17 protein-coding genes are annotated in these 21490 nt (G+C 36.8%); 14 read left to right on the top strand and 3 right to left on the bottom strand.

Annotated elements, in window-relative coordinates:
* The first annotated feature begins 55 nt into the window (after positions 1–55).
* The 7 genes from M0051_RS07600 (at position 56) to M0051_RS07570 (ending at position 8641) form a co-directional block, all read left to right on the top strand.
* On the top strand, positions 56–661 hold the full coding sequence (locus M0051_RS07600; RefSeq protein WP_306740936.1) for an acetyltransferase: 606 nt from the start codon (positions 56–58) through the stop codon (positions 659–661).
* Between the two features lie 109 nt (positions 662–770).
* Entirely contained in the window at positions 771–1919 is a 1149-nt protein-coding gene (locus tag M0051_RS07595; protein WP_306740935.1) for a DegT/DnrJ/EryC1/StrS aminotransferase family protein, read from the top strand.
* A 385-nt stretch (positions 1920–2304) separates the two neighbouring features.
* Positions 2305–4218, top strand: coding sequence for a nucleoside-diphosphate sugar epimerase/dehydratase (locus tag M0051_RS07590; protein WP_306740934.1), 1914 nt, complete (start codon positions 2305–2307; stop codon positions 4216–4218).
* Positions 4219–4365: 147 nt separating this feature from the next.
* Complete coding sequence (locus tag M0051_RS07585; RefSeq protein WP_306740933.1) at positions 4366–5145, top strand: polysaccharide biosynthesis/export family protein; 780 nt, start codon at positions 4366–4368, stop codon at positions 5143–5145.
* Between the two features lie 54 nt (positions 5146–5199).
* Positions 5200–5556 (top strand): four helix bundle protein, encoded by a 357-nt coding sequence (locus M0051_RS07580; protein WP_306740932.1) that lies wholly within the window; start codon positions 5200–5202, stop codon positions 5554–5556.
* 98 nt (positions 5557–5654) lie between these two features.
* Complete coding sequence (locus M0051_RS07575) at positions 5655–8054, top strand: polysaccharide biosynthesis tyrosine autokinase (RefSeq protein WP_306740931.1); 2400 nt, start codon at positions 5655–5657, stop codon at positions 8052–8054.
* A gap of 200 nt (positions 8055–8254) precedes the next feature.
* Positions 8255–8641 carry a BT0820 family HAD-type phosphatase gene (locus M0051_RS07570; RefSeq protein WP_306740930.1) on the top strand — a complete coding sequence of 129 codons (387 nt, stop codon included), beginning with the start codon at positions 8255–8257 and terminating at the stop codon, positions 8639–8641.
* A gap of 201 nt (positions 8642–8842) precedes the next feature.
* Here the strand turns inward: M0051_RS07570 and M0051_RS07565 are convergent, their stop codons facing one another.
* Positions 8843–9700 carry a hypothetical protein gene (locus tag M0051_RS07565; protein WP_306740929.1) on the bottom strand — a complete coding sequence of 286 codons (858 nt, stop codon included), beginning with the start codon at positions 9698–9700 and terminating at the stop codon, positions 8843–8845.
* Between the two features lie 522 nt (positions 9701–10222).
* On the opposite strand from M0051_RS07565, the gene M0051_RS07560 reads away from it, so the two are divergent.
* The 4 genes from M0051_RS07560 to M0051_RS07545 all read left to right on the top strand — a co-directional run bounded on the left by M0051_RS07560 (position 10223) and on the right by M0051_RS07545 (position 14017).
* Entirely contained in the window at positions 10223–10900 is a 678-nt protein-coding gene (locus M0051_RS07560) for a DUF554 domain-containing protein (protein ID WP_306740928.1), read from the top strand.
* Between the two features lie 44 nt (positions 10901–10944).
* Positions 10945–12384, top strand: a complete 1440-nt coding sequence (locus M0051_RS07555) for a phosphotransferase (protein WP_306740927.1) — start codon at positions 10945–10947, stop codon at positions 12382–12384.
* Between the two features lie 222 nt (positions 12385–12606).
* A complete protein-coding gene (locus M0051_RS07550) occupies positions 12607–13329 on the top strand; it encodes a nucleotidyltransferase family protein (RefSeq protein ID WP_306740926.1) in 723 nt (240 codons plus the stop codon).
* Positions 13330–13387: 58 nt separating this feature from the next.
* The gene (locus M0051_RS07545) at positions 13388–14017 is read left to right on the top strand and encodes a hypothetical protein (protein WP_306740925.1); all 630 of its coding nucleotides are present in this window, start codon (positions 13388–13390) and stop codon (positions 14015–14017) included.
* 315 nt (positions 14018–14332) lie between these two features.
* On the opposite strand, the gene mnmA is transcribed toward M0051_RS07545, so the two are convergent.
* Positions 14333–15505 carry a tRNA 2-thiouridine(34) synthase MnmA gene (gene mnmA / locus M0051_RS07540; protein ID WP_306740924.1) on the bottom strand — a complete coding sequence of 391 codons (1173 nt, stop codon included), beginning with the start codon at positions 15503–15505 and terminating at the stop codon, positions 14333–14335.
* Between the two features lie 259 nt (positions 15506–15764).
* Between mnmA and M0051_RS07535 the strand changes: the two genes are divergently transcribed.
* The gene (locus M0051_RS07535) at positions 15765–16649 is read left to right on the top strand and encodes a DUF3078 domain-containing protein (RefSeq protein WP_306740923.1); all 885 of its coding nucleotides are present in this window, start codon (positions 15765–15767) and stop codon (positions 16647–16649) included.
* A 59-nt stretch (positions 16650–16708) separates the two neighbouring features.
* Here M0051_RS07535 and M0051_RS07530 read toward each other — a convergent pair whose 3' ends face one another.
* Positions 16709–17122 (bottom strand): DUF6146 family protein, encoded by a 414-nt coding sequence (locus M0051_RS07530; protein ID WP_306740922.1) that lies wholly within the window; start codon positions 17120–17122, stop codon positions 16709–16711.
* Positions 17123–17313: 191 nt separating this feature from the next.
* Here M0051_RS07530 and M0051_RS07525 point away from each other — a divergent pair, with 191 nt between their 5' ends.
* Together M0051_RS07525 and M0051_RS07520 are read left to right on the top strand one after the other, a co-directional pair.
* Positions 17314–20574 carry a UvrD-helicase domain-containing protein gene (locus M0051_RS07525; RefSeq protein ID WP_306740921.1) on the top strand — a complete coding sequence of 1087 codons (3261 nt, stop codon included), beginning with the start codon at positions 17314–17316 and terminating at the stop codon, positions 20572–20574.
* Positions 20575–20631: 57 nt separating this feature from the next.
* On the top strand, positions 20632–21438 hold the full coding sequence (locus tag M0051_RS07520) for a toxin-antitoxin system YwqK family antitoxin (RefSeq protein WP_306740920.1): 807 nt from the start codon (positions 20632–20634) through the stop codon (positions 21436–21438).
* The last annotated feature ends 52 nt before the right edge of the window (positions 21439–21490 follow it).

Genomic DNA, 21490 nt, shown 5'->3' with positions numbered 1-21490 from the left:
TTTTTCGGAAATTCCCTTTTTAATAGTCAATCGTCTGCAGTCAAATAAACAACAAATGAATAAGCAAATGTATATATACGGTGCTAGTGGTCACGGAAAGGTGATTTTGGATTGTCTGGAAGCTAATGGAATAGAAGTGAAAGCCTTTGTGGATGATGATCCTGATAAAGAGGAATTTCTCGGTTTTTCGGTTGTTCGCTCGAATGAATTAAATGGTAGTGCTGAACAGGTTGTAATGGGTATTGGCAACAATGCTATCCGTAAGATGTTGGTGGAGAAATTCCTGTTTAAATCTCCTGTAGTATGTCACTCTTCGTCAGCAATTTCTTCAAGAGCAGAAGTGGAAGAGGGAACCGTTGTTTTCCACAACGCCGTAATTCAGTCAGGATCCAAAATTGGGAAACACTGCATCATTAACACAAGAGCGTCCATTGATCATGATTGTGAAATTGGAGATTACGTTCATATCTCTCCCGGATCAATTCTTTGTGGAAATGTAACAGTTGGAGAAGGAACCTGGGTAGGAGCAGGGAGCACCATTATACAAGGAGTTACAATAGGAAAAAATGTGATGGTGGGAGCTGGTTCTGTAATCCGTAAAAATGTTCCTGATAATGTGTTGGTTGTTGGAAATCCAGCACGCATACTCAGAAAATTATAATTACAAAATAATAGTTTGCTGTTTAGATTGGATTGGCCATTCAATTCCATACTACCTCTTACAGCAACTTTATCTCATATTGAATTAAAAATAACAAATACATCATACTGTGAGTAATCTAAATAAAATTTGGCTTTCCTCCCCGCATATGGGCGGTACAGAGATGAACTATGTGCAAGAAGCCTATGATACCAACTGGGTAGCGCCTTTGGGACCCAATGTAAACGGCTTTGAGCAGGATTTACAAAAATATACGGGAGCAGAGCATGCTTCGGCTTTGAGTGCAGGAACAGCAGCCATCCATCTGGCTTTGATCCTATTGGGCGTAGAAGCAGGAGATGAGGTAATTGCACAAAGCTTTACCTTTTCGGCAACTGTAAACCCAATTACCTATCTGGGCGCCAAGCCTATTTTGGTGGACTCTGAGAAAGATACCTGGAACATCTGTCCGAAGGCTTTGAAGCAAGCCATTGAAGATAGGATAGAGCAGACCGGGAAAAAGCCAAAAGCCATTTTACCCGTTCACCTCTATGGCATGCCAGCCAAGATGAAAGAGATCAATGAGATTGCTAGGTTTTATGATATTCCTGTAGTGGAAGATGCAGCGGAAGCTTTGGGAAGTCATTTGTCAGGCAAAAAGCTGGGCACCTGGGGTGATTTTGGAGTGTTGTCTTTTAATGGGAACAAAATTATTACCACATCTGGCGGAGGTGCCTTGTTGTCGAATGATGGAGAACTGATTGAAAAGTCAAGATTTTTGGCTACCCAGGCAAGAGATGTTGCCCCTCACTATCAGCATTCTCATGTAGGCTACAATTACCGCATGAGTAATATTGTGGCAGGCATTGGGCGTGGACAAATGGAAGTATTGGAGGATAGAGTGAATCGTCGCAGAGAGATCAATGCCTGGTATGTGGATTTATTAAAAGATGTACCTGGAATCACTTTCCAAACCGAACCCAACTCCAACTACTATTCAAACTATTGGCTGACCTCCGTTTTGGTTGATCCGGAACAAACAGGAGGAATCACCCGCGAGGACCTCCGTTTGGCCCTGGAAAAAGAGAACATTGAGTGCCGTCCCCTTTGGAAACCCATGCACATGCAACCGGTTTTTGCCGATTGTCCATTCTACAGCACGGGAGTTTCTGAAAAACTATTCAAGCAAGGTCTTTGTTTGCCATCTGGCAGTAACATGAACCAAGAAGATTTGGATCGTATTGAAAAAGCCCTTAAAGACATTTTAATTAAAAATTAATTTACCCCAAACCCCTAGGGCTTAAAGGTGCAGTGCTGTTTACAAAGTCCCCTTTAGGGGATTTAGGGGTGATTTGTAGTAAAAGTCTCTTTTGTAACTTACCTCGACATTTCAGAATTACACTTTAGACCTTAGGCTTTTCGATCTTTGACTTCGATCTTTGACCTTCGATCTTTGACTTCGATCTTTGACCTTCGATCTTTGACCTTCGATCTTTGACTTCGATCTTTGACTTCGATCTTTGACCTTCGATCTTTGACCTTCGATCTTTGACCTTCGATCTTTGACCTTCGATCTTTGACCTTCGATCTTCGACTTTATATCTTTCACTCCAGTCCTGCTGGAAATACCTTATAACTTTTTTTACTTTCAACCTGTTTTAATCATGAAAAAACGCGCCCTAAAAGCTGTGCAAAGAAGAATATTATCCCCTTGGTGGATCTTCTTCATCGACCTGTTATTAACCTCATTGGCATTCAGTATAGCCTATGTAGTTCGGATGAATTTTAGTTTGCCTGACATTTCTGTTGTGCAATTTATGAAAATTGGAGGAGCAAGTTTATTGGCTTACATTATTTCTTACACGATATTTAAGTCTTATCGTGGGGTAATTCGCCATACCGATTTTGGAGAGTTGATCAAGCTGTTGTATTCTACAGCATCGGGCATGCTGATTCTTTTTATTTTCGATCAAATAAACCATTGGATAGGAGGTAGTCTGGTACATGTGCCTCACCTGGTTGTGGTATTGCATTTTATCCTGTCTTTCTTTTTTCTTGGTGGATTTAGAATGTTGGTACGTGAAACCTATGCTTTTTTAACCCAACAAAAAAATGAGAAAAGAGTATTTATTTATGGAGCTGGCGATTTGGGCGTTTTGGCTTTAGAGGCCATTAAAAAGGAACGAAAAGAGAACTACCAGGTAGTTGGTTTTATTGATGATGATGCTCGCAAATGGAAAACCAAGTTGAGGGATGTTCCAATATTTAGTTTTCCGAAAGCCATGGAAAGGAAGGAAGAGCTAGGAGTGGAAACTTTAATCCTGGCCATTGCCGATTTGCCAAAGGAAAAGACAAGAATCATTACGGAGCTGTGCTTAGAGAATGGTTTGGAAATTAAAATCCTTCCTGCCTTCAATAATTGGATTCATGAAAAAATACCTGCAAAAAAAATCAGGCGATTAAAAATTGAGGATTTGCTGGGACGAGATGAAATTTTGCTGGACATGGAACGCATTAGCAAAGGATTAACTGATAAAGTGGTTTTGGTATCGGGAGCAGCCGGATCCATTGGTTCCGAAATGGTTCGTCAATTGGTAAGATATCCTTTGCGAAAACTGGTACTGCTTGATCAGGCTGAATCTGCATTATACGATTTGCAGCAGGAATTAATCGCCCGAGGCATCAATTGTGATTATGAGTTGGTGATTGCTGACATTTCCAATAAGCAACGCATGCAGAAGGTTTTTGAACACTTTCATCCAAAAATAGTATATAATGCTGCTGCCTACAAGCATGTTCCTTTGATGGAAGAAAACCCTTATGAGGCTCTCAATGTGAATGTAAAGGGAACAAAAATCCTGGCAGATTTATCAGTAAGGTTTGGGGTGGAAAAGTTTATAATGGTCTCTACCGATAAAGCTGTTAACCCAACCAATGTAATGGGAGCTTCGAAGCGATTGTGTGAGATTTACATTCAGGCTTTATCGCAAAATATGGCGACCAATACTTCATTTGTAACTACACGTTTTGGAAATGTATTGGGCTCGAATGGATCGGTTGTACCATTGTTTAAACGACAGATTGAAAAAGGTGGTCCGGTAACCGTAACCCATCCAGAAATCACTCGTTATTTTATGACCATACCCGAAGCTTGTCAATTGGTTTTGGAAGCTGGATTCATGGGTAAAGGTGGAGAAATTTATGTATTTGACATGGGAGATCCTGTTAAGATTGCTGATTTGGCCAAACGAATGATAAGACTATCTGGTTTAACAGTAGGAGAAGACATCGACATTAAATATACAGGCCTTAGGGCTGGAGAAAAACTCTATGAAGAATTGCTGGCTACCAAGGAAAATACCAAGCCAACACACAACAAGAAAATCATGATTGGAAAGGTGCGGAAACATGATTATATGGAGGTAAACCATAAAATCTCTGATTTGTTGTCAAACTTGAACCACGAGAGCAATTTGGAAATAGTGGCTCGCATGAAAGATTTGGTACCCGAATTTATTTCAAAAAATTCAGATTACGAAAAGCTGGACCAAAATCAAATGGAAAAACAAGTACTCTAAATTAACTCTTCAACTTTCCTTGTCCGCCATATCTTTATACGAAGGAGAATTGATCTTAGACATTGGACTTTTTGACATTTCGACTATTTATTAATAATTGTTTTTCTACTTTTTATATTTTTGCATTCAAATTATATCCTATAATTTATGAACAAACATTTACTTTTAATTCTACTTGTGGTGGGATTATTTTTCTCTTCCTGCAAAACCAGCAAAGACCTGGTTTATTTGAACAATACCAGTGATGAAGAATTGTTGGAAGGAATTCCTGGCGCAATTGCAGAATATGTGATCAAAACCAACGACAATTTGTATGTGGATATCCAGTCGATGAGTCCCGAAGTGGATGCCATGTTTAATCCCACAAAATCAGCAGGAAGCACTGGCGGCACTCAGCAGAATTTCGGACAGCCTTCTTCACAGTATTTAAACGGTTTCCTTGTTGATTTATCGGGAGATATCAGTTTGCCAATTATTGGTAAAGTAGGAGTAGCAGGAAAAACTTTACATCAGGCACAAACTGCCATTGAAGAAAAAGCAGCCGAATACCTTAAGGATGCAACAGTAAAAGTGAAATTGCTGAGCTTTAAAGTGACTGTACTGGGAGAGGTAAAATCTCCGGGAGTATATTACAATTACAACAACAACATGACGGTTCTGGATGGAATATCCATGGCCAATGGAATTACCGACTATGGTAGAATTCAAAAAGTATTGGTAATGCGCACAACCGATAAAGGAGCTAAAACCTACAGACTGGATTTGACCAATAAGAAATTTTTATCGTCGGGAGCTTTTTTCTTACAACCCAATGATGTGGTATATGTGGAACCAGACAAATACAAAAATGTGAAATTGAACTCACCTATGTATTCGCTATTTCTATCAACATTATCAACCCTAATATTACTCTTAAACGTATTGTAGAATTAAGTTCAAAGGTCGATGACCTTTAGTTCAAACTTTAAAACATTTGAAGTTATGGGGACAATTAAGCAATTTGAGGATTTGGACATTTGGAATGAGAGTAAAGGTTTATCAGTTCTTGTCTACAAAAATTTCAGAGCTTTGAGTGACTATGGCTTTCGGGATCAAATTTGTCGAGCTGCTGTTTCTGTAATGAATAATATCGCAGAGGGCTTTGAAAGAAACTTAGATAAGGAATTTCAAAGATTCTTGAAAATAGCTAAGGGATCGTCAGGAGAAGTGAGAAGTATGTTAAGACTTGCGCTTGAATTGGAATATATCAATAAAAATGTATGTGACGAATTGATCACAAGATATACATCACTTTCATCCAGAATTGCAGGCTTTATCAAATATCTAAATCAGTCATAGGTCCAGGATCTTAGATCTTTGATCTTCGACTTTTGACTTTTCTTTTTCAATTACAATCTACCTCTCAATGAGGTAAAAATATTATACAAGTTATCTCTATGAATAACAACATGAACGAAATGATGGAATTCTTCGAAATGGAAGAAGGAACCAATATAAAAGAATTTTTATTCCGATTATTATCCAAGTGGCACTGGTTTGTGTTGTGTGGATTTTTGGGAGTTGCACTGGGTTTTACCATTAGTAAATATTCGAAAGCGGTTTATGATGTGCAATCGGTGGTGTTGGTGGAAGAAGAATCCAAGGGAATGGGGGTGGAGAACCTATTTGAAGGAATGGATTTGGGAAGCAAGACCAACATTCAAAATCATGTTGGAATCTTGAAATCTTATACCATTAATCTACAAACTTTAAAAAACCTGGATTGGAATACTACCTGGTATAAGGAAGGAACATTAGTGGATACTGATTTGTACAAAGATGCTCCTTTTGAAATTGAAAGCCCGGTTGGGATTATGAATCCAACAGGATTACACATTTATGTTACTCCAGAGAATGAAAGTACTTATGCAATTAGTGCCAAGGGAGAAGCGTATTCGAAAGGAGTGCTAAAAGAGATTGAGTTCTCGGGTAGTGGACAATTCGGAAAATTGTTTGAGAATGAATATTTCTCTTTTACCATCAATAAGAAGAAGCAAAATGCATCGGGGAAGTATTACTTTGTTTTTAATGATGCAGAGGGTATGGCTTTGGACTATGTAAGACGTTTGAATGTAGGTCTTGTGGATAAAAAGTCGGAATTGATCCAACTGAAAATACAGGGAAATACACCGGCACGTCAGGTAGATTATTTGAATGAGTTGACCAAGGTATACATGCAGTTTGGTTTGCAACAAAAGAACCAGACATCTTTAAATACAGTACGTTTTATTGACGAGCAATTGGATGGAATTGTTGATTCCTTGAAAACTGCAGGGAAAAACTTTACAGATTTCCGTACCAAGAACAAGACCATTGATTTGAGCAAGGAAGCTGAGATGGTTTCGGAGAAGATTGGTGAGCTGGATGCACAGGAGACTGCTTTGAAGCTGAGATTGGAATATTACAAGAACTTGCTGACCTACATGAAAGATGCGGAGAACATGAATAAGATTGCTGCTCCTTCCTTTATGGGAATTGCTGATGCGGCATTGAATGCTCAGATTGTAAAGCTGGGAGAATTGTACGCTCGTAAATCAACACTTTCGCATATTGCCAAAGAAAAGAATCCGAGTTTGATTTTGTTGAATGAGGAAATTAAAAATGCGATTTCAGTATTGGAAGAGAATGTGAATAACTTGCTTCACAATACGCAAATTGAATTCAAGGCCTTAAAGAGAAAGATTGATGAAGTGAGCATGCAGTTGGCGGCATTGCCAGAAACTCAGCAGCAGATGGTGAACATTAAACGTAGTTTTGATTTGAACAATGAATTGTACACCTTTTTGTTGAAGAAGAGAGCAGAAGCGGCCATTACTACGGCATCAAATGTATCGGATGCAAGAGTTTTGGATCCTGCACGTGTGAGAACTGCAAAGAAGGTAGGACCTAAGACGGCTTTGAATTTAATGGTTGGTTTGATTTTAGGTTTAGCACTTCCTTTTCTAATTATTGTGATCGGAGATTACTTTAATGATTCGATAAAATCCAAAGAAGACATCGAAAAGGAGAGCAAATTGCCGATCATGGGGGAAATTGCTCACAACAATTACAAATCGGAACTTGCTATTGTGGCGCATCCAAGATCAGGTATTGCAGAATCATTCCGTGGTTTGCGTACCAATTTGCAGTATATGTTTAAACAACAGGAGGATTGTAAAGTGCTGGCACTTCATTCCATGATTCCTGGAGAAGGAAAGACATTCAATTCTGTAAACCTGGCAACCATTATTGCCATGGACAGTAAAAAAGTATTGTTGGTGGGCTGTGACCTTCGTAAGCCTCGTTTGCACAAAATTTTTAATGTGAACAACAAATCGGGTTTGTCTACTTACTTAATTGGTTCTCATTCCATAAAAGAGATTGTACATCCTACAGATATCAAAAATCTTTCTTTTGTAAATTCAGGTCCGATTCCACCAAATCCTGCTGAATTGTTGGGAACAGAGGAGTTTGCCAAATTTATTGAGGAAGCCAAAAATGATTTCGATTATATCGTATTGGACAATGCTCCGGTGACCTTGGTAACCGATGGGATATTAACCGGTAAGCATGCCGATGCCAACCTGTTTGTATTGCGCCAGGGCTATTCCAATAAGAGTCAAATCAAGTTCATCAACCAGGTGGCCGAGAAAGAAAGCATCTCACAAATCGGTATTGTATTGAACGATGCGGTTTACAATGGTTATGGATACGGCAATAACTATGGTAGCTATGGCTATGGCAATGGTTATTACGACGAAGATCATGCAAACCACAACTGGCGCAAAAGATTACTATCAAAATTCTCCAAAAACTAATTTAATTTTGGATTTGTAGTTTGGGATTTGAAACTTTTTACTTCATCCTTTATCCTTGAATCATGTAGTTGGATCTCAGATTTTCGACCTTCGACAATTCGACTCTTCGACTATTTGACTCTTCGACTATTTGACTATTTGACTCTTCGATTATTTGACTCTTCGACTATTTGACTCTTCGACTTTTTAGACTTTATATCATGATTATAGCAGTAGATTTCGACGGAACCATCGTAGAACAGAAATACCCCAAACTAGGGCAGGAGATTCCATTTGCCACATCAACCCTAAAAATGTTACAGGAAGATGGGCATCGATTGATTCTGTGGACCTATCGTGCAGGTAAAGAACTGGAGGATGCCGTAGAGTTTTGCCGTTCTAAGGGTTTGGAATTCTATGCCATCAACAAGAACTATCCTGAAGAGGTTTTCGACGAATCCATCAGCCGTAAAATCAAGGCCGATATGTACATCGATGACATGAACTATGGCGGTTTACCCGATTGGGGTGAAATCTATGAAGGAATACAGGGAAGAAGCAAAAATAGTAAGTCGAAGAAAAAAAAAGGCTTCAGGCTATTTGGATAACATACACAACTGATATAGGTTCTGTTGAACCATGAAAAGCGAGAGTGTCCAAAAAGTTCAATTATTATTGTCATTCTGAGTTTATCGAAGAATCTGTTCATTTGATGTACAGATGTTTTTACTTCGGTCATCATGACAAAATATTTGATTGAACTTACTTTTTGGACACCCTTGTTTTTTTGTAAGGAATACTCCTAATTACTAGAAGAAAATTCCAATAGGTTTGGGTTTGGGATTAATTTGGATGCGTACAGGATTAGAGTTGGCAATGCATCCATTTCCCTTTTTGGCTTCTCGATAGTAAGTAGTAGTTTTTGTTATGATATTGGGATCAAAAGTATTGTTGTTGGCACCCGAAATTGCTGTCCATGTTGGAACATTGGGATCTGTGCTATTTGTAGAATAATACCATTGATAGCTTACAGGATCACTCGAAGGGAAGTTTGGATCTTCTAGGATAACCAGCGGATTACCCGAATCACAAAAAGAGTTGGATTGGCTAATGATCTTTCCGGGATCAATTCCTGAACCGCAAATAATCTCTTTGTATTCCTCCCAAACATCGGGTTGTTCATTGCTTAAATCGGTAATGTTTCCGTAATTGTGGTTGGATGATTCATGAGAACCTGTATCCTCATCCAACACAGGATAATTGGTATCGGTATTTGGAGCATTTACATCCCCTCCTATAAATACTTGGGCCTTATCTTCATCTCCACTGTATATTAATGATCCTTTCCCCGCTTCACCACTTATTGTGAAATTTCCTTGGACAATAAAAATACCCCCTGAGGTGATGTTTACCTGGTTGGCTGCTTTAAAATCTCCTGACACAATGATCACTCCTGTTGATCCTAAAATCAATTTGGATTGACTTTTCATCTCAAATGTACCATTAATAATCAGAGTGCCATTTACAATTAAATCCTCTTTGCTGTTGTATGTATAGTAACCTTCATGACTTATAGTTTCGCCTTTATTTATGGTTTCTCCATAAGCTTGAGAAAATAGTAATAGTAGGATTAAGTTGAGGAAGCCTTGGGTCAAATGTTTCTTCATAGAATGTTTATTTAACTTATTTGTTATTCAAATCGAAGTTAGCTTGTTTTACAATAGATACAATGATAGTTAAGCTTTCATTTATTAACATAGATTTACTGTTTGTCAGGATGTATATCGGTGTTGTCAACCGGGAGTATTTGTTTGTCAAGTAGATTTGATTTTCGCATTAGGTAATGAGTTTGGATTCTCACTCTAATAATGTTTATAACATGAATTGTAAATCCAGGATCATAATACCATTGAATTTCTAGCTTTTAATTTGAAAAAAAGATTGAGCTTTTGTAAATTTGAACAAAGATGAAATGGGTGGTAAAAGTGCCTTGTTAATTTAGAGGGACAAAATCGAGACCGTTGAAATAGTATTTGTTTTAATTGGCTGGAAATGAGCTAATAATATAAAGGTGGAATGTTCCCGCCTTGGGCACAAAAGCTTTGTCATTGGCAAAGCTTTTTGTAATTCTATACCTGGCTTTCATTAATTTATTTAAATTAGTTGTTTTGATATCAAAATGAAGATTTATGATAGGAACGCTGATCAACGTAGGTGCTATAATTCTTGGAGGAAGCATCGGACTTTTATTTCGAGCAAAAATTCCTGAACGTTTGTTTAAAATTGTATTCCATGCAATTGGTGTATTTACCCTTTACCTGGGAATTAGTATGGCGCTAAAAGCAAACGAATTGCTTATTATGGTATTTAGCTTGGTTTTGGGGTCTTTGCTGGGAGAATTGCTTCGGTTGGAGGAACGAGTAGAGAAGTTAAGTGAACGCTTGAAGAGAAGAGTAGGCAGCGGAGATGCAAACTTTTCAACTGGTTTGCTTACTGCTTTTATGCTTTTTTGTATGGGTGCAATGACCATTGTTGGGAGTTTAGAGGAAGGAATGGGCAAAGAACCAACCTTGTTGCTAACCAAATCTTTAATGGATGGCATATCCTCTGTTGCCTTGGCTGCAGTAATGGGAATTGGAGTTCTATTTTCAGTTATTCCTCTTTTAATTTATCAAGGTGGATTAACCCTTTTGGCAGCATTGTTTGGCGATATTATTCCCCAAGTTGTAATCCATGAAATAACTGGAATTGGTGGAGTTTTGATAATTGCTTTAGGGATAAGCATTTTGGAACTTAAAAAAATTAAAGTTTTGAATATGTTACCAGCAATTCTAATTGAAATACTTCTGTGTTATATCTTTTTATAAATTTGTAAATCCGCATGTCAGGGTAACCTCTAAAAAATATAGAATTGAAACAAGAAATTAAAAACGCGTTAATCAGATTGTTTGAAAAATGGGCTCAGGATAAAGTAATTGAAACAGAGCTTCTCCCACAGTCTGGTTCGTACAGAGAATATATACGAATCATTGGTGAAAAGAGAACAGTACTTGGAGCCTATAATGCCGACTTAAAAGAAAATCATGCTTTCATAAGTTTTAGCAAGCATTTTTTATCTAAAAATTTACCAGTTCCTGAAATCTATCATCAAGATGATGAAAATGGATTGTACCTATTACAGGATTTAGGAAAAACAACCTTGTTTGATTACATATTGAACCTTCGTGTTGGTGAAGGATTCGCTACCGATTTGGTTTTGATTTACAAGAAAATCATTAGTCAATTGGTGCGTTTTCAAGTTGAAGGTGGAGAAGGATTGGATTTCTCGGCATGTTATCCACGTGATAGCTTCGATAAACAGTCGATGATTTGGGATTTACATTATTTTAAATACTACTTCCTAAAATTGGCTAAGATTCCTTTTGATGAACAATTACTGGAAAATGATTTTCAAAAGTTCTCAGATTATCTTCTGGATGCGCCAAGAGATTATTTTTTGTATCGCGATTTTCAGTCAAGAAATATCATGTTGGTGAATGGTGAGCCATGGTTTATCGATTATCAGGGAGGTAGAAGAGGAGCTTTGCAATACGATTTGGCATCATTGCTTTATGATGCAAAGGCCGATTTGCCGCAAGAAGTAAGAGATGAATTGTTTGATCATTACCTTCAGGAGATTAAGAAAGTACAAGAAGTCGATTTGAAAGCATTCGAATCATTCTTCCAGGGATACGTGTTGATTCGCATTATGCAGGCCATGGGAGCTTATGGTTTTCGTGGATTTTACGAGAGAAAGGAACATTTCCTAAAATCGATTCCATATGCACTAAAGAACCTGAAAACCATATTAGGTCGATTGGATATGCCTGTGGAACTACCAGAGTTAACCAAAGCGTTAAATGAAGTGGTAGATTCTGAATTTTTACAGCAAGTAGGCCAGGAAGAAGAGGTAAAACTACATGTAGAAATCAACAGTTTCTCCTATCGCAGGGGAATCCCCTTGGATAAGTCAACCAATGGGGGAGGATTCGTATTTGATTGTCGTGCCATTCATAATCCGGGAAGGTATCAGGAATATGTGGAAATGACAGGAAAAGATCAGCCGGTAATTGACTTTTTCAAGAAAAAAAGTGAAATGGATGAATTCCTTACATCGGTTTGCGCTATTGTAGATATGAGTGTTGACAAGTACATCAAACGAAAATTTACCAATTTGCAGGTGAGTTTTGGTTGTACAGGAGGTCGACATCGTTCTGTGTTTTCAGCAGAAAGTTTAGCTAAGCATTTACGTGAAAAATTTGATGTGAATATTAGTTTGCGACATATTGAAAGAGAAATAGAGGGGAATTAAAATGAGTAAGAAGCGTTGTAAATTGTCACCAGAGGAGTATGCGGAGAAGGTTTGTAAAACGGAACAATTTGTTTGTCCGAAATGCAATAGAGTAGCGAAAAGTGCCAAGAAACTTTGCAAGGCGAAAAAGATAGAAGTAGATAAAGACAGAATATTTTACAAGTAACTGTTCACTGATAATTGTTTACTGATCACTGTTAACTGAAAAGAATGTTGAATGCAATGATATTTGCCGCAGGATTGGGCACAAGGTTAAAGCCTTATACCAATACCAAACCAAAGGCTTTGGTTAAACTTGCAGGCAAACCTCTGCTTGAAAGAGCGATTATAAAATTAATAGATTTAGGCGTTGATCGTATTGTGATAAACGTACATCATTTTGCAGATTTGATTGAGAATTTCCTGAAGGAGAAGAATTATTTTGGAGCAGACATTCGCATTTCAGATGAAAGAGAAGAGCTTTTAGACACAGGTGGAGGATTAAAGAAGGCAAAAGGTTTATTTATCCCTGATGTTCCTGTGTTAATTTATAATGTGGATATTCTTTCTTCAATTGATTTGAATGAATTGATTCAACAACACGAATCAGCAAAAGCTTTGGTTAGCATGGTGATGCGAAAGCGTGAAAGCAGTCGGTATTTGTTTTTTAACAAAGAGAAGCAGCTAACAGGGTGGAAGAATTGTAAGACCGGAGAGGTAAAGCAAGCTAGAGCTGATATGAATGAATCAGAGCCATTGGCGTTTAGTGGTATCCATTTAGTTGATCCCAAACTTTTTGATTTGATAGAGGAGGATGGAAAATTCTCCATTATCGATTTGTATCTGCGATTGGCAAAAACTGAAAAAATGTTGGCCTACAAAGATCAATCAGATTTGTGGTTCGATTTGGGAAAACCGGAGCAACTGCAAAAAGCAGAGACATTAATTAAGAATAACGAACAATAAAAATTGAACTTTCTAACGGTTCGACTATTAGACTTTAAGACTTAAAAAATATAGACAGATGAATTTAAAACCAATTATTTTTGCTGCAGTTAGGGTGATTCTATATGCCATTCCTGTAGTAGCATCGGCATTAATAATTAAAAGCGATGCAGGTATTCTTATCGATGGGGGAAAATTTGGTGAAGGTTCCCAAACCGAATGGATGCAGCAATTGTACTTGTTGCTAACCAGTCTCGTGTTTATTTTGGCAGGGATTCGTTCCAGAGGACATCAAGCCATTTCCTATCTATTTGGTGGTGGTGCTTTGGTAGCCTTAATTCGCGAGTTCGATGTTTATTTCGATAAAATATATCATGGAGCGTGGTTCCCATTTGCAATGTTTGTATTGTTGCTTTCCATCTTTTTGGTATATCGCAAACGTCAGCAAATTTGGGAAAACCTTGAGGAGTTTTTTACAACACCAGCTTTCGGAACTTTCATTGCTGGTTTTTTAAGTGTATTTGTTTTCTCGCGTTTGTTTGGAACCAAGAAAGTATGGCGCGCCTTGTTCGACGTTGAGAAATTAGAACCAGTGCAACGTTGGGTAAAAAATGCAGTTGAAGAGGGAAGTGAGTTGTTTGGATATACCTTGCTTTTTATTGCAGCAATTGAGTTTTTTGTGTATGTTTCGAAAAAGCTGAAAGAATAAATTTTAACCACAAATTACACGAATTAACACAGATTGATTTATATAAATTATTGTGAATTGCAAAGCAATTTACCATTTGAGAAATTTGTGTAATTCGTGGTTAAAATCACTAAAGAATATAATTTAAAGTGCACTTTATGGTGTGCTTTTTTTATGATATAGATTTTGATTTAGTACTTTTGATATTAGTTTGTGCATGAATGATTGTGAGAGGTTTATTTTCTCAAAAAATAAGCTCCTGAATTGATTCAGCAGATTATTTCCATAAAAAAAGCCACTCAAAAAATGAATGGCTTTAAAATATTGTAGTAGAATTTAATCAATCACACCCGAACCAATCAATTCGCCTTTATCGTACCAGGCAGCAAACTGCCCTGAAACAACGGCACGTTGTGGCTCATCGAAATGGATGTACAATCCTTCTTCTTTAAAATGAATAGTCCCACCTTGTAAAGGTTGGCGATAACGAATTCTGATATTGTATCTTCTTTCACAGTTTTCGGTCGGACGCAAATCTTCGCGAATAAAGTGAATGTCTTCGTTCGGAATAAACAAAGCCTTGCGCATAAGTAGTGGATGTTCGTGTCCCATTCCCACGTAAACAATGTTTTCCTTTACATCGGTACCAATTACAAATAGAGGTTCTGCTTTTCCACCAACATTTAGTCCTTTACGCTGACCTACGGTAAAAAAGTGAGCTCCATTGTGAGTTCCCACTTCTTCTCCCATTTCAGGAGAAAATTGATAGGGTTGAGCAATGTCTTTTAAATCCTCTGACTGAGGAATGATATCTTTTGCCTTGTCGGCAGATATTTCGATAATTCTTCCTTTTTTCGCCTTTAGTTTTTGCTGAAGAAATACCGGCAAATCAACCTTACCCACAAAGCAGATTCCCTGTGAATCTTTCTTCTCGGCCGATGCCAATTTCTCTCTTCGGGCAATTTCTCTTACCTCAGGTTTTTCGATATGTCCGATTGGAAACATCGCCTTCGACAATTGTTCTTGCGATAGTTGACACAAGAAGTAAGACTGATCTTTGTTGTTGTCTTCACCAGCAATTAAACGATAAACTTCTTTGCCATCTTTAACAATGGTTTCTTTCTGGCAATAATGTCCCGTTGCAACGTAATCGGCACCCAATTCCAATGCCTTCTTTAAGAAAACATCGAATTTAATTTCACGATTACACAATACATCAGGATTAGGAGTTTTCCCTTTTTCGTATTCGGCAAACATGTAATCAATTACTTGTGCGCGATATTCGGTACTCAAATCCACAAAGTGGAAAGGAATATCCAGTTTTTTTGCTACCATTTGAGCAAACAAAACATCCTCTTCAAAAGGGCATTCTTCTGATTTTAATCCGACTGTATCATTCCAGTTTTGCATAAAAAGTGCTTCCACTTCATAACCTTGCTCTTTAAGCAAATAAGCAGCAACACTTGAATCTACTCCTCCCGACAGTCCGATTACAACTTTTTTCTTCATTAAATAAAATCTCCTTGTTTTTTCAAGGAGCAAAAGTATTCATTTTTTACAGATGTGGCAAACAATCAAATTTTAAGGAGTTGTTAATATGCAATAACTAGTTTTAAATCGATCATAGATATTCTTTAATAAGCAATTGTAAATTTCGATGATAAAATTTCTTATGAATTTTTTTTGATCCACAAATTGCGTTAAATTCGTTTATAAATTAAAATAACTCTCTATTGACTAACTAATAAACAAAGCTAAAATTTAATACATGAAGAAACTAGGTTTAACACTTATTGTTGCAATGATTTGTTTTGTTGCAATATCTCAGGAAAAACAAGATACGTCTTACTGGAAAAAAGGTGGGATGATTTCGATATCATTTTCGCAAACATCTTTAACCAATTGGTCTGGTGGTGGTGATAATGCGATTTCAACAAACTCGCAGTTAAATTTATTCGCCAATTATAACAAAGGGAAAAACAGTTGGGAGAACAAATTGAACCTGGAATATGGTTTGGTAAAGCAAGGCGACGAAGGAGTTCGTAAGAGTATAGATAAACTGGAATACTTCACCAAGTACGGTTATAAAAATGGCGGACATTGGTATTATACAGCTCTTTTTGATTTTAAGACTCAGTTTGCCAAAGGTTACAATTACAGTAGTGAGGAAGGAGTGGATGATGTGAAAATTTCGAATTTTCTTGCTCCTGCCTACATGAACTTATCAATTGGTATGGATTACAAACCAAGTGATGTATTTTCTGCATACATTTCACCAGTTACTGGAAAAATGACTGTGGTAAATGATGATGATCTTTCAGACAAAGGTGCTTTTGGTGTTGACCCTGGTGATAAATTTAGAAGTGAGTTTGGTGCGTTTTCCAAATTGTCATTGAATAAAGACATCATGGAAAATGTAAATTTAAAAAGTACTCTGGATTTATTCACCAGCTATTCGGATAGTTTTGGGAATATTGATGTGACTTGGGAAGTATTGTTGAATATGAAAGTTAATAGTTTCCTTACTGCAACGGTAAACACTTCGCTAGTTTACGATGATGATATTGATTATTACGATGTAGGAGGAAACAATAGAGGTCCTAGAATTCAATTTAAAGAGATTATCGGAGTAGGTTTAGCTTACAAGTTTTAATCACCGAATTGATACAAAATACAAGCGGGAGACGATCAGTCTTCCGCTTTTTTGTACACTTATTTGCCCCTTTGAACTAAAATAACGCCAGTTTTTTCTTCAACAAACTGAAAATAGTGATACAACTTGTAATTGATATCAAAACCATAATCCTCAAAAGGATCGTAGTAAATGTGATTCTCGAAATATGGATGTCCTTGTGAATGTTTTATATTCCATTCTATAACATACCTTTGATTCCAATTTTTATAATAGCTATTGGAATGCGCTGTAGCAGGCATATTTCGTGTTGCAAACCAGTTCTCGAAACCAATATCTAAAATTAATAACTCGTATTCTGTACTATCTGTAGATTCTTTTGTTGTAAGCTCAGTTGTATCGTCATTTACAATTTCAGGTTGATTGAATGAAGTGTATGAACTGCAAGCCGCTAATGTAAAGAAAGCAACTAGAATAAATAATAAATGTTTCATAATTCATTCGTTTTAATGTTAAAAGAACATCTATAGTATTGATTGAATCAATATTGACAGAGACTGTATTGTAGAAACGTTGTGAAAAGCAAAAAGTTACGAATAATAAAATGTAGTTGCCATGAGAATTTACAATACCTGATTATTTTACTGAAAAGATTATTTGTATTTTCGGCATAAAGCAATTTTGAATGTCACAACTTAATATATATAGAGCTTCAGCAGGCTCGGGAAAAACGTATACTCTTACTGGTGAGTTTTTAAGCATCGTATTCAGCGATCCTTTAAGTTATAAGAATATTTTAGCGGTTACTTTTACCAATAAGGCCACCGATGAAATGAAATCACGGATCTTAAAAGAGATTCATATCATTTCATCAGGAAAAAAATCGCCATACGAGCAGCAACTGTGTGAGGCAAATCAACTTAATTCTGAAGAGTTGAAGAGGAGAGCAAATGAGATTTTGAATCGAATGCTTCATGATTATTCAAGATTTTCAATAACTACAATTGATAGTTTTTTTCAAAAGGTTGTGCGTTCATTTACCCGCGAGATTGGTTTACAAATGGGGTACAATATCGAGCTGGATCAAAACTCTGTTTTGAGTGATGTTGTGGATCTTTTGTTGCAAGATGTTGATAAGGATTCACAGTTGAGAAACTGGCTATCGTCCTTTGCGGAATCGAAAATCAGAGATGGAAAAACCTGGAATTTTAAGCAGGATATTTTAACGCTAGGAAGTGAAGTATTCAAGGAGGATTTTCAAAATTTCTCGGGCAACTTGATTGATAAATTATCAGATAAAAAGTTTTTAAGCTCTTACCGAAAAATCCTGAATGAGATTAAGGAGGAGTTTGAACAATTTTTTGCTTCAAAAGGTGAAGAGGCAGCAAGAATTATGGAGAGTCATACTTTAAGTGTTGCCGATTTTTCATATGGCAAAACAGGAGTAGCTGGCTATTTGGAACGATTGGGAAAAGGAGGAAAGTATGAACCTGGCGCAAGAGCCAGAGCAGCCATTGATACACCTAATAAATGGGTTGCTGGTAAAGCTGGAAGAGAAATCAAGATGGCTGTTGAAACAGCTGTTTCAGCAGGCCTAAATGATATTCTTAAAGCTGTAGTAAGTTATTACGATGAGCAATCGATGTTGTACAATTCAACAGAAAAGACACTAAGTTACATCTATACTTTGGGAATTCTTACAGACCTTTCGAAGAAAGTTCGTGAGTACTCCGAAGAGGAGAATATTTTTCTCTTATCAGATGCAAGTAGGTTGTTAAGAGATATTATCGGAAACAATGATTCTCCTTTTATTTACGAGAAAATTGGTAATGTCTACAAGCACTTCATGATTGATGAGTTTCAGGATACATCGTCTATGCAGTGGGATAATTTCAGACCATTGGTTGGAAATTCTTTGGCTGAAGATCAACATTCACTTGTAGTAGGTGATGTAAAGCAGTCGATTTACCGATGGAGAAATGGAGATTGGAAATTGCTGGCAAATCAGTTGGATACAGACTTTAGCGGTTATGGAGTAAATGGCCTAAGTTTAAATTACAATTGGAGAAGTAGCAAGAATGTGATTGATTTTAACAATGCCACTTTCGCATTGGGAGCTCAAATCATTCAAAATCACTACAATGAATCGATTCCTGCCGAGATTTCTGATCGAATGGAGGATGAGAAGCAAAAAATTGTGAGTGCCTACCGCGATGTATATCAGCATATCCCTGATAAGGGGGAAGGAGCCTCGGGATATGTTAAAGCACATTTTCTTGAAAAGGAAAATGAATTGGATTGGATTGAGCAAGTGTTGGAAGATTTGCCCCTTAAAATAGAAGAATTACAATCTAGTGGTTACAAAGCAAGAGACATTTCAATTTTGGTAAGAAATGGAAAAGAAGGAGGTTTGGTAGCCGATACCTTAATGGCTTATCGTGCAAGCGAAAATGCAAAGGAAAATGTCAATTACGATGTTATTTCCAACGACTCCCTTTATCTAAAGAACTCATCAGTGGTTAATTTTCTAGTTCATCTGCTTCATTATTTGGTTTATCCTGATGACAAAATTAACATTGGTTTCTTAAAGCAAGAGTATAGTTTGTATGTTCAGGAATCTGAGAAAACAAGTACTGATGATTTGTATGTTATTACCGATGAGGATCAGTTTAATTCTATTTTCCCACAGGAATTTCAAGATCATATTAGAGAGTTAAAACGCCAACCATTATACGATTTAACTGAGAAGTTGATTAAGATATTTGGCTTGAATCAAAACTCGGATGATTACCCTTTCCTGGAAGCATTTCAAGATTTGGTTTTAGGCTTTACAAAAAGTGATTCTCCGGATTTGAATTCCTTTGTACAATATTGGGAGGAGAGAAAAGACAAAGAAGTAATTTCGGTGTCCGATGAACAAGATGCCATCCGAATCATGACGATTCATAAGTCTAAAGGTTTGGAATTTAAAGCTGTAATATTGCCTTTTGCAAATTGGGATTTAGATAATACCCGACATACAAATATTTTATGGTGTCAGCCTAAAGTTGAAGGTTTTGATATTTTAGATGTATTGCCAGTTCGCTACAGCAGTTCGTTACGCGAAACGATATATTATCAGGAATACTTCGAGGAGAAGCTGCAGTCATACATTGATAATCTGAATTTATTGTATGTGGCTCAAACCAGGGCAGAAGAGGTATTTATTAGCTACTCGCCAATAAATAAAAACAAAGAGCTAAAAACAGTAGCAGATTTGTTACATTTTGTTTTTAAGGAAGCAAATGAGTTTTCAACTGATTTTTATGGCGAAAAAATAGTATCTCTTGCTGAGTTTTGGAACGAAGAGGATCAATGTTTTGGGATGGGGAATTTGCCAAGTCTGGAGAATAAAAGTATTCCTACTCCAAAAGAAAAGTCGATGGAATATCCTGCTTCGCTATTGGATGATAGGTTAAAATTGAGATCTCATTCTGCCGATTATTTTGATTTTTCCGAAGCTGAATCAGTGGAGTCTTTTTCTCCGGTAAGTAGGGGTAATATTTTGCATCAGCTTTTCCAATTAATAGAGTATGCCGAAGATTTGGACCAAGCAGTTTCACAACTTCAATTTGAAGGAAAGTTAGATGAAAAACAGGCTGAAGAGGTCTTGGCATTTGCAAAAACATTGTTGGCTGATGATCAGGTTTCAAAATGGTTTTCCAAAGATTGGGAAGTTGTGAATGAAAGAGATATTCTAAAAGGGAATGGTGAAGTCTACCGTCCTGATAGGGTGATCCGAAAAGGAAAAAATGCCATTGTGATTGATTACAAGTTTGGAAAAAAGAAATTAAAATCTCACGTAAAGCAAGTTGCGGTATATAAAAAACTGGTTGAATCCTTAGGTTTCAATCAGGTTGAAGGATATGTATTGTATGGAAAATTATCTGAAATAGTAAGTGTTTAGTTTTATTTATGATAATTTTAGTTAACTTGTGAAGCCAACTAACCAACTAACATTTAAATGAGAAAAATAATTCTTTTGTCCCTTGTGGTCATCATGTTTAGCTCATGTGATCTAATTGTTTCGGCAGTAGATTCAATTAAGACCATTAATCGGGAAACAAAAAAGCAAGAAGAAGTAAAAAAGGAAAACGAAGTTATTTACAAGCAACCTAAAAATGGTGTCAAGAAATACAAGTACGATAATGGAAATATCAAATCCATTGTCACTTTTAAGGATGGTAAAAAAGTGGGGGTAAGTAATACGTTTTACAAGAGTGGAGAAAAACAATACGATATCCCTTATCAGGAAGGAAAAAAGCATGGTAAGGTGATTTGGTATTACAAAAGTGGAAAAGTTTATAGAGAAACAGATTATAAATTTGGTAAGAAGGATGGATATCAAAGGAAATATTGGGAATCTGGAAACTTAAAATCCGAGATGGTATATAAGGATAATATGCTTTCGACAGGATTAAAAGAAATCAACAATTCCAATAAGGTTAAATCAACGCCAAAAATCCTTGTTGATAAGGTTGATAGAGTAAGAACAACCAGTGAGTATATTTTAAAATTTAGATTAAGTAACGGCAGAAAAAGAGTAGTTTACTATGTTGGAGAACTAATAGAGGGAAAATATTTTCCTGCAGATGGAAAGGGGTTTATGGAGCTGCCGTCTAAAAATGGCATAGCAGAATGCAAATTTAAAATTGGTAAAGGAACTCAGCTGATAAAGGACGTGAATCTTATTGCCATAGAATCTACATCCTATAAAAACAAAAGAGTATTATCGGTAAGCGTGCCAATTTCGGTTCGGAATCCACAATAGAAAAATTGTAATAATAAGCTCCTCAATTGGGAGCTTTTTTTATTTCTATCAG

Source organism: Marinifilum sp. D714 (assembly GCF_030851345.1).
Lineage (GTDB): Bacteria > Bacteroidota > Bacteroidia > Bacteroidales > Marinifilaceae > Marinifilum.
The sequence above is the reverse complement of the archived record's forward strand: the minus strand, read 5'-3'. Positions and strand labels throughout refer to the sequence as shown.

Bases quoted from the DNA above. Each gene is read 5' to 3' on its own strand.
- M0051_RS07600 (WP_306740936.1), top strand. From the start codon at position 56: ATGAATAAGCAAATGTATATATACGGTGCTAGTGGTCACGGAAAGGTG.
- M0051_RS07590 (WP_306740934.1), top strand. From the start codon at position 2,305: ATGAAAAAACGCGCCCTAAAAGCTGTGCAAAGAAGAATATTATCCCCT.
- M0051_RS07585 (WP_306740933.1), top strand. From the start codon at position 4,366: ATGAACAAACATTTACTTTTAATTCTACTTGTGGTGGGATTATTTTTC.
- M0051_RS07580 (WP_306740932.1), top strand. From the start codon at position 5,200: ATGGGGACAATTAAGCAATTTGAGGATTTGGACATTTGGAATGAGAGT.
- M0051_RS07575 (WP_306740931.1), top strand. From the start codon at position 5,655: ATGAATAACAACATGAACGAAATGATGGAATTCTTCGAAATGGAAGAA.
- M0051_RS07570 (WP_306740930.1), top strand. From the start codon at position 8,255: ATGATTATAGCAGTAGATTTCGACGGAACCATCGTAGAACAGAAATAC.
- M0051_RS07565 (WP_306740929.1), bottom strand. From the start codon at position 9,700: ATGAAGAAACATTTGACCCAAGGCTTCCTCAACTTAATCCTACTATTA.
- M0051_RS07560 (WP_306740928.1), top strand. From the start codon at position 10,223: ATGATAGGAACGCTGATCAACGTAGGTGCTATAATTCTTGGAGGAAGC.
- M0051_RS07550 (WP_306740926.1), top strand. From the start codon at position 12,607: ATGATATTTGCCGCAGGATTGGGCACAAGGTTAAAGCCTTATACCAAT.
- M0051_RS07545 (WP_306740925.1), top strand. From the start codon at position 13,388: ATGAATTTAAAACCAATTATTTTTGCTGCAGTTAGGGTGATTCTATAT.
- mnmA (WP_306740924.1), bottom strand. From the start codon at position 15,505: ATGAAGAAAAAAGTTGTAATCGGACTGTCGGGAGGAGTAGATTCAAGT.
- M0051_RS07535 (WP_306740923.1), top strand. From the start codon at position 15,765: ATGAAGAAACTAGGTTTAACACTTATTGTTGCAATGATTTGTTTTGTT.
- M0051_RS07530 (WP_306740922.1), bottom strand. From the start codon at position 17,122: ATGAAACATTTATTATTTATTCTAGTTGCTTTCTTTACATTAGCGGCT.
- M0051_RS07525 (WP_306740921.1), top strand. From the start codon at position 17,314: ATGTCACAACTTAATATATATAGAGCTTCAGCAGGCTCGGGAAAAACG.
- M0051_RS07520 (WP_306740920.1), top strand. From the start codon at position 20,632: ATGAGAAAAATAATTCTTTTGTCCCTTGTGGTCATCATGTTTAGCTCA.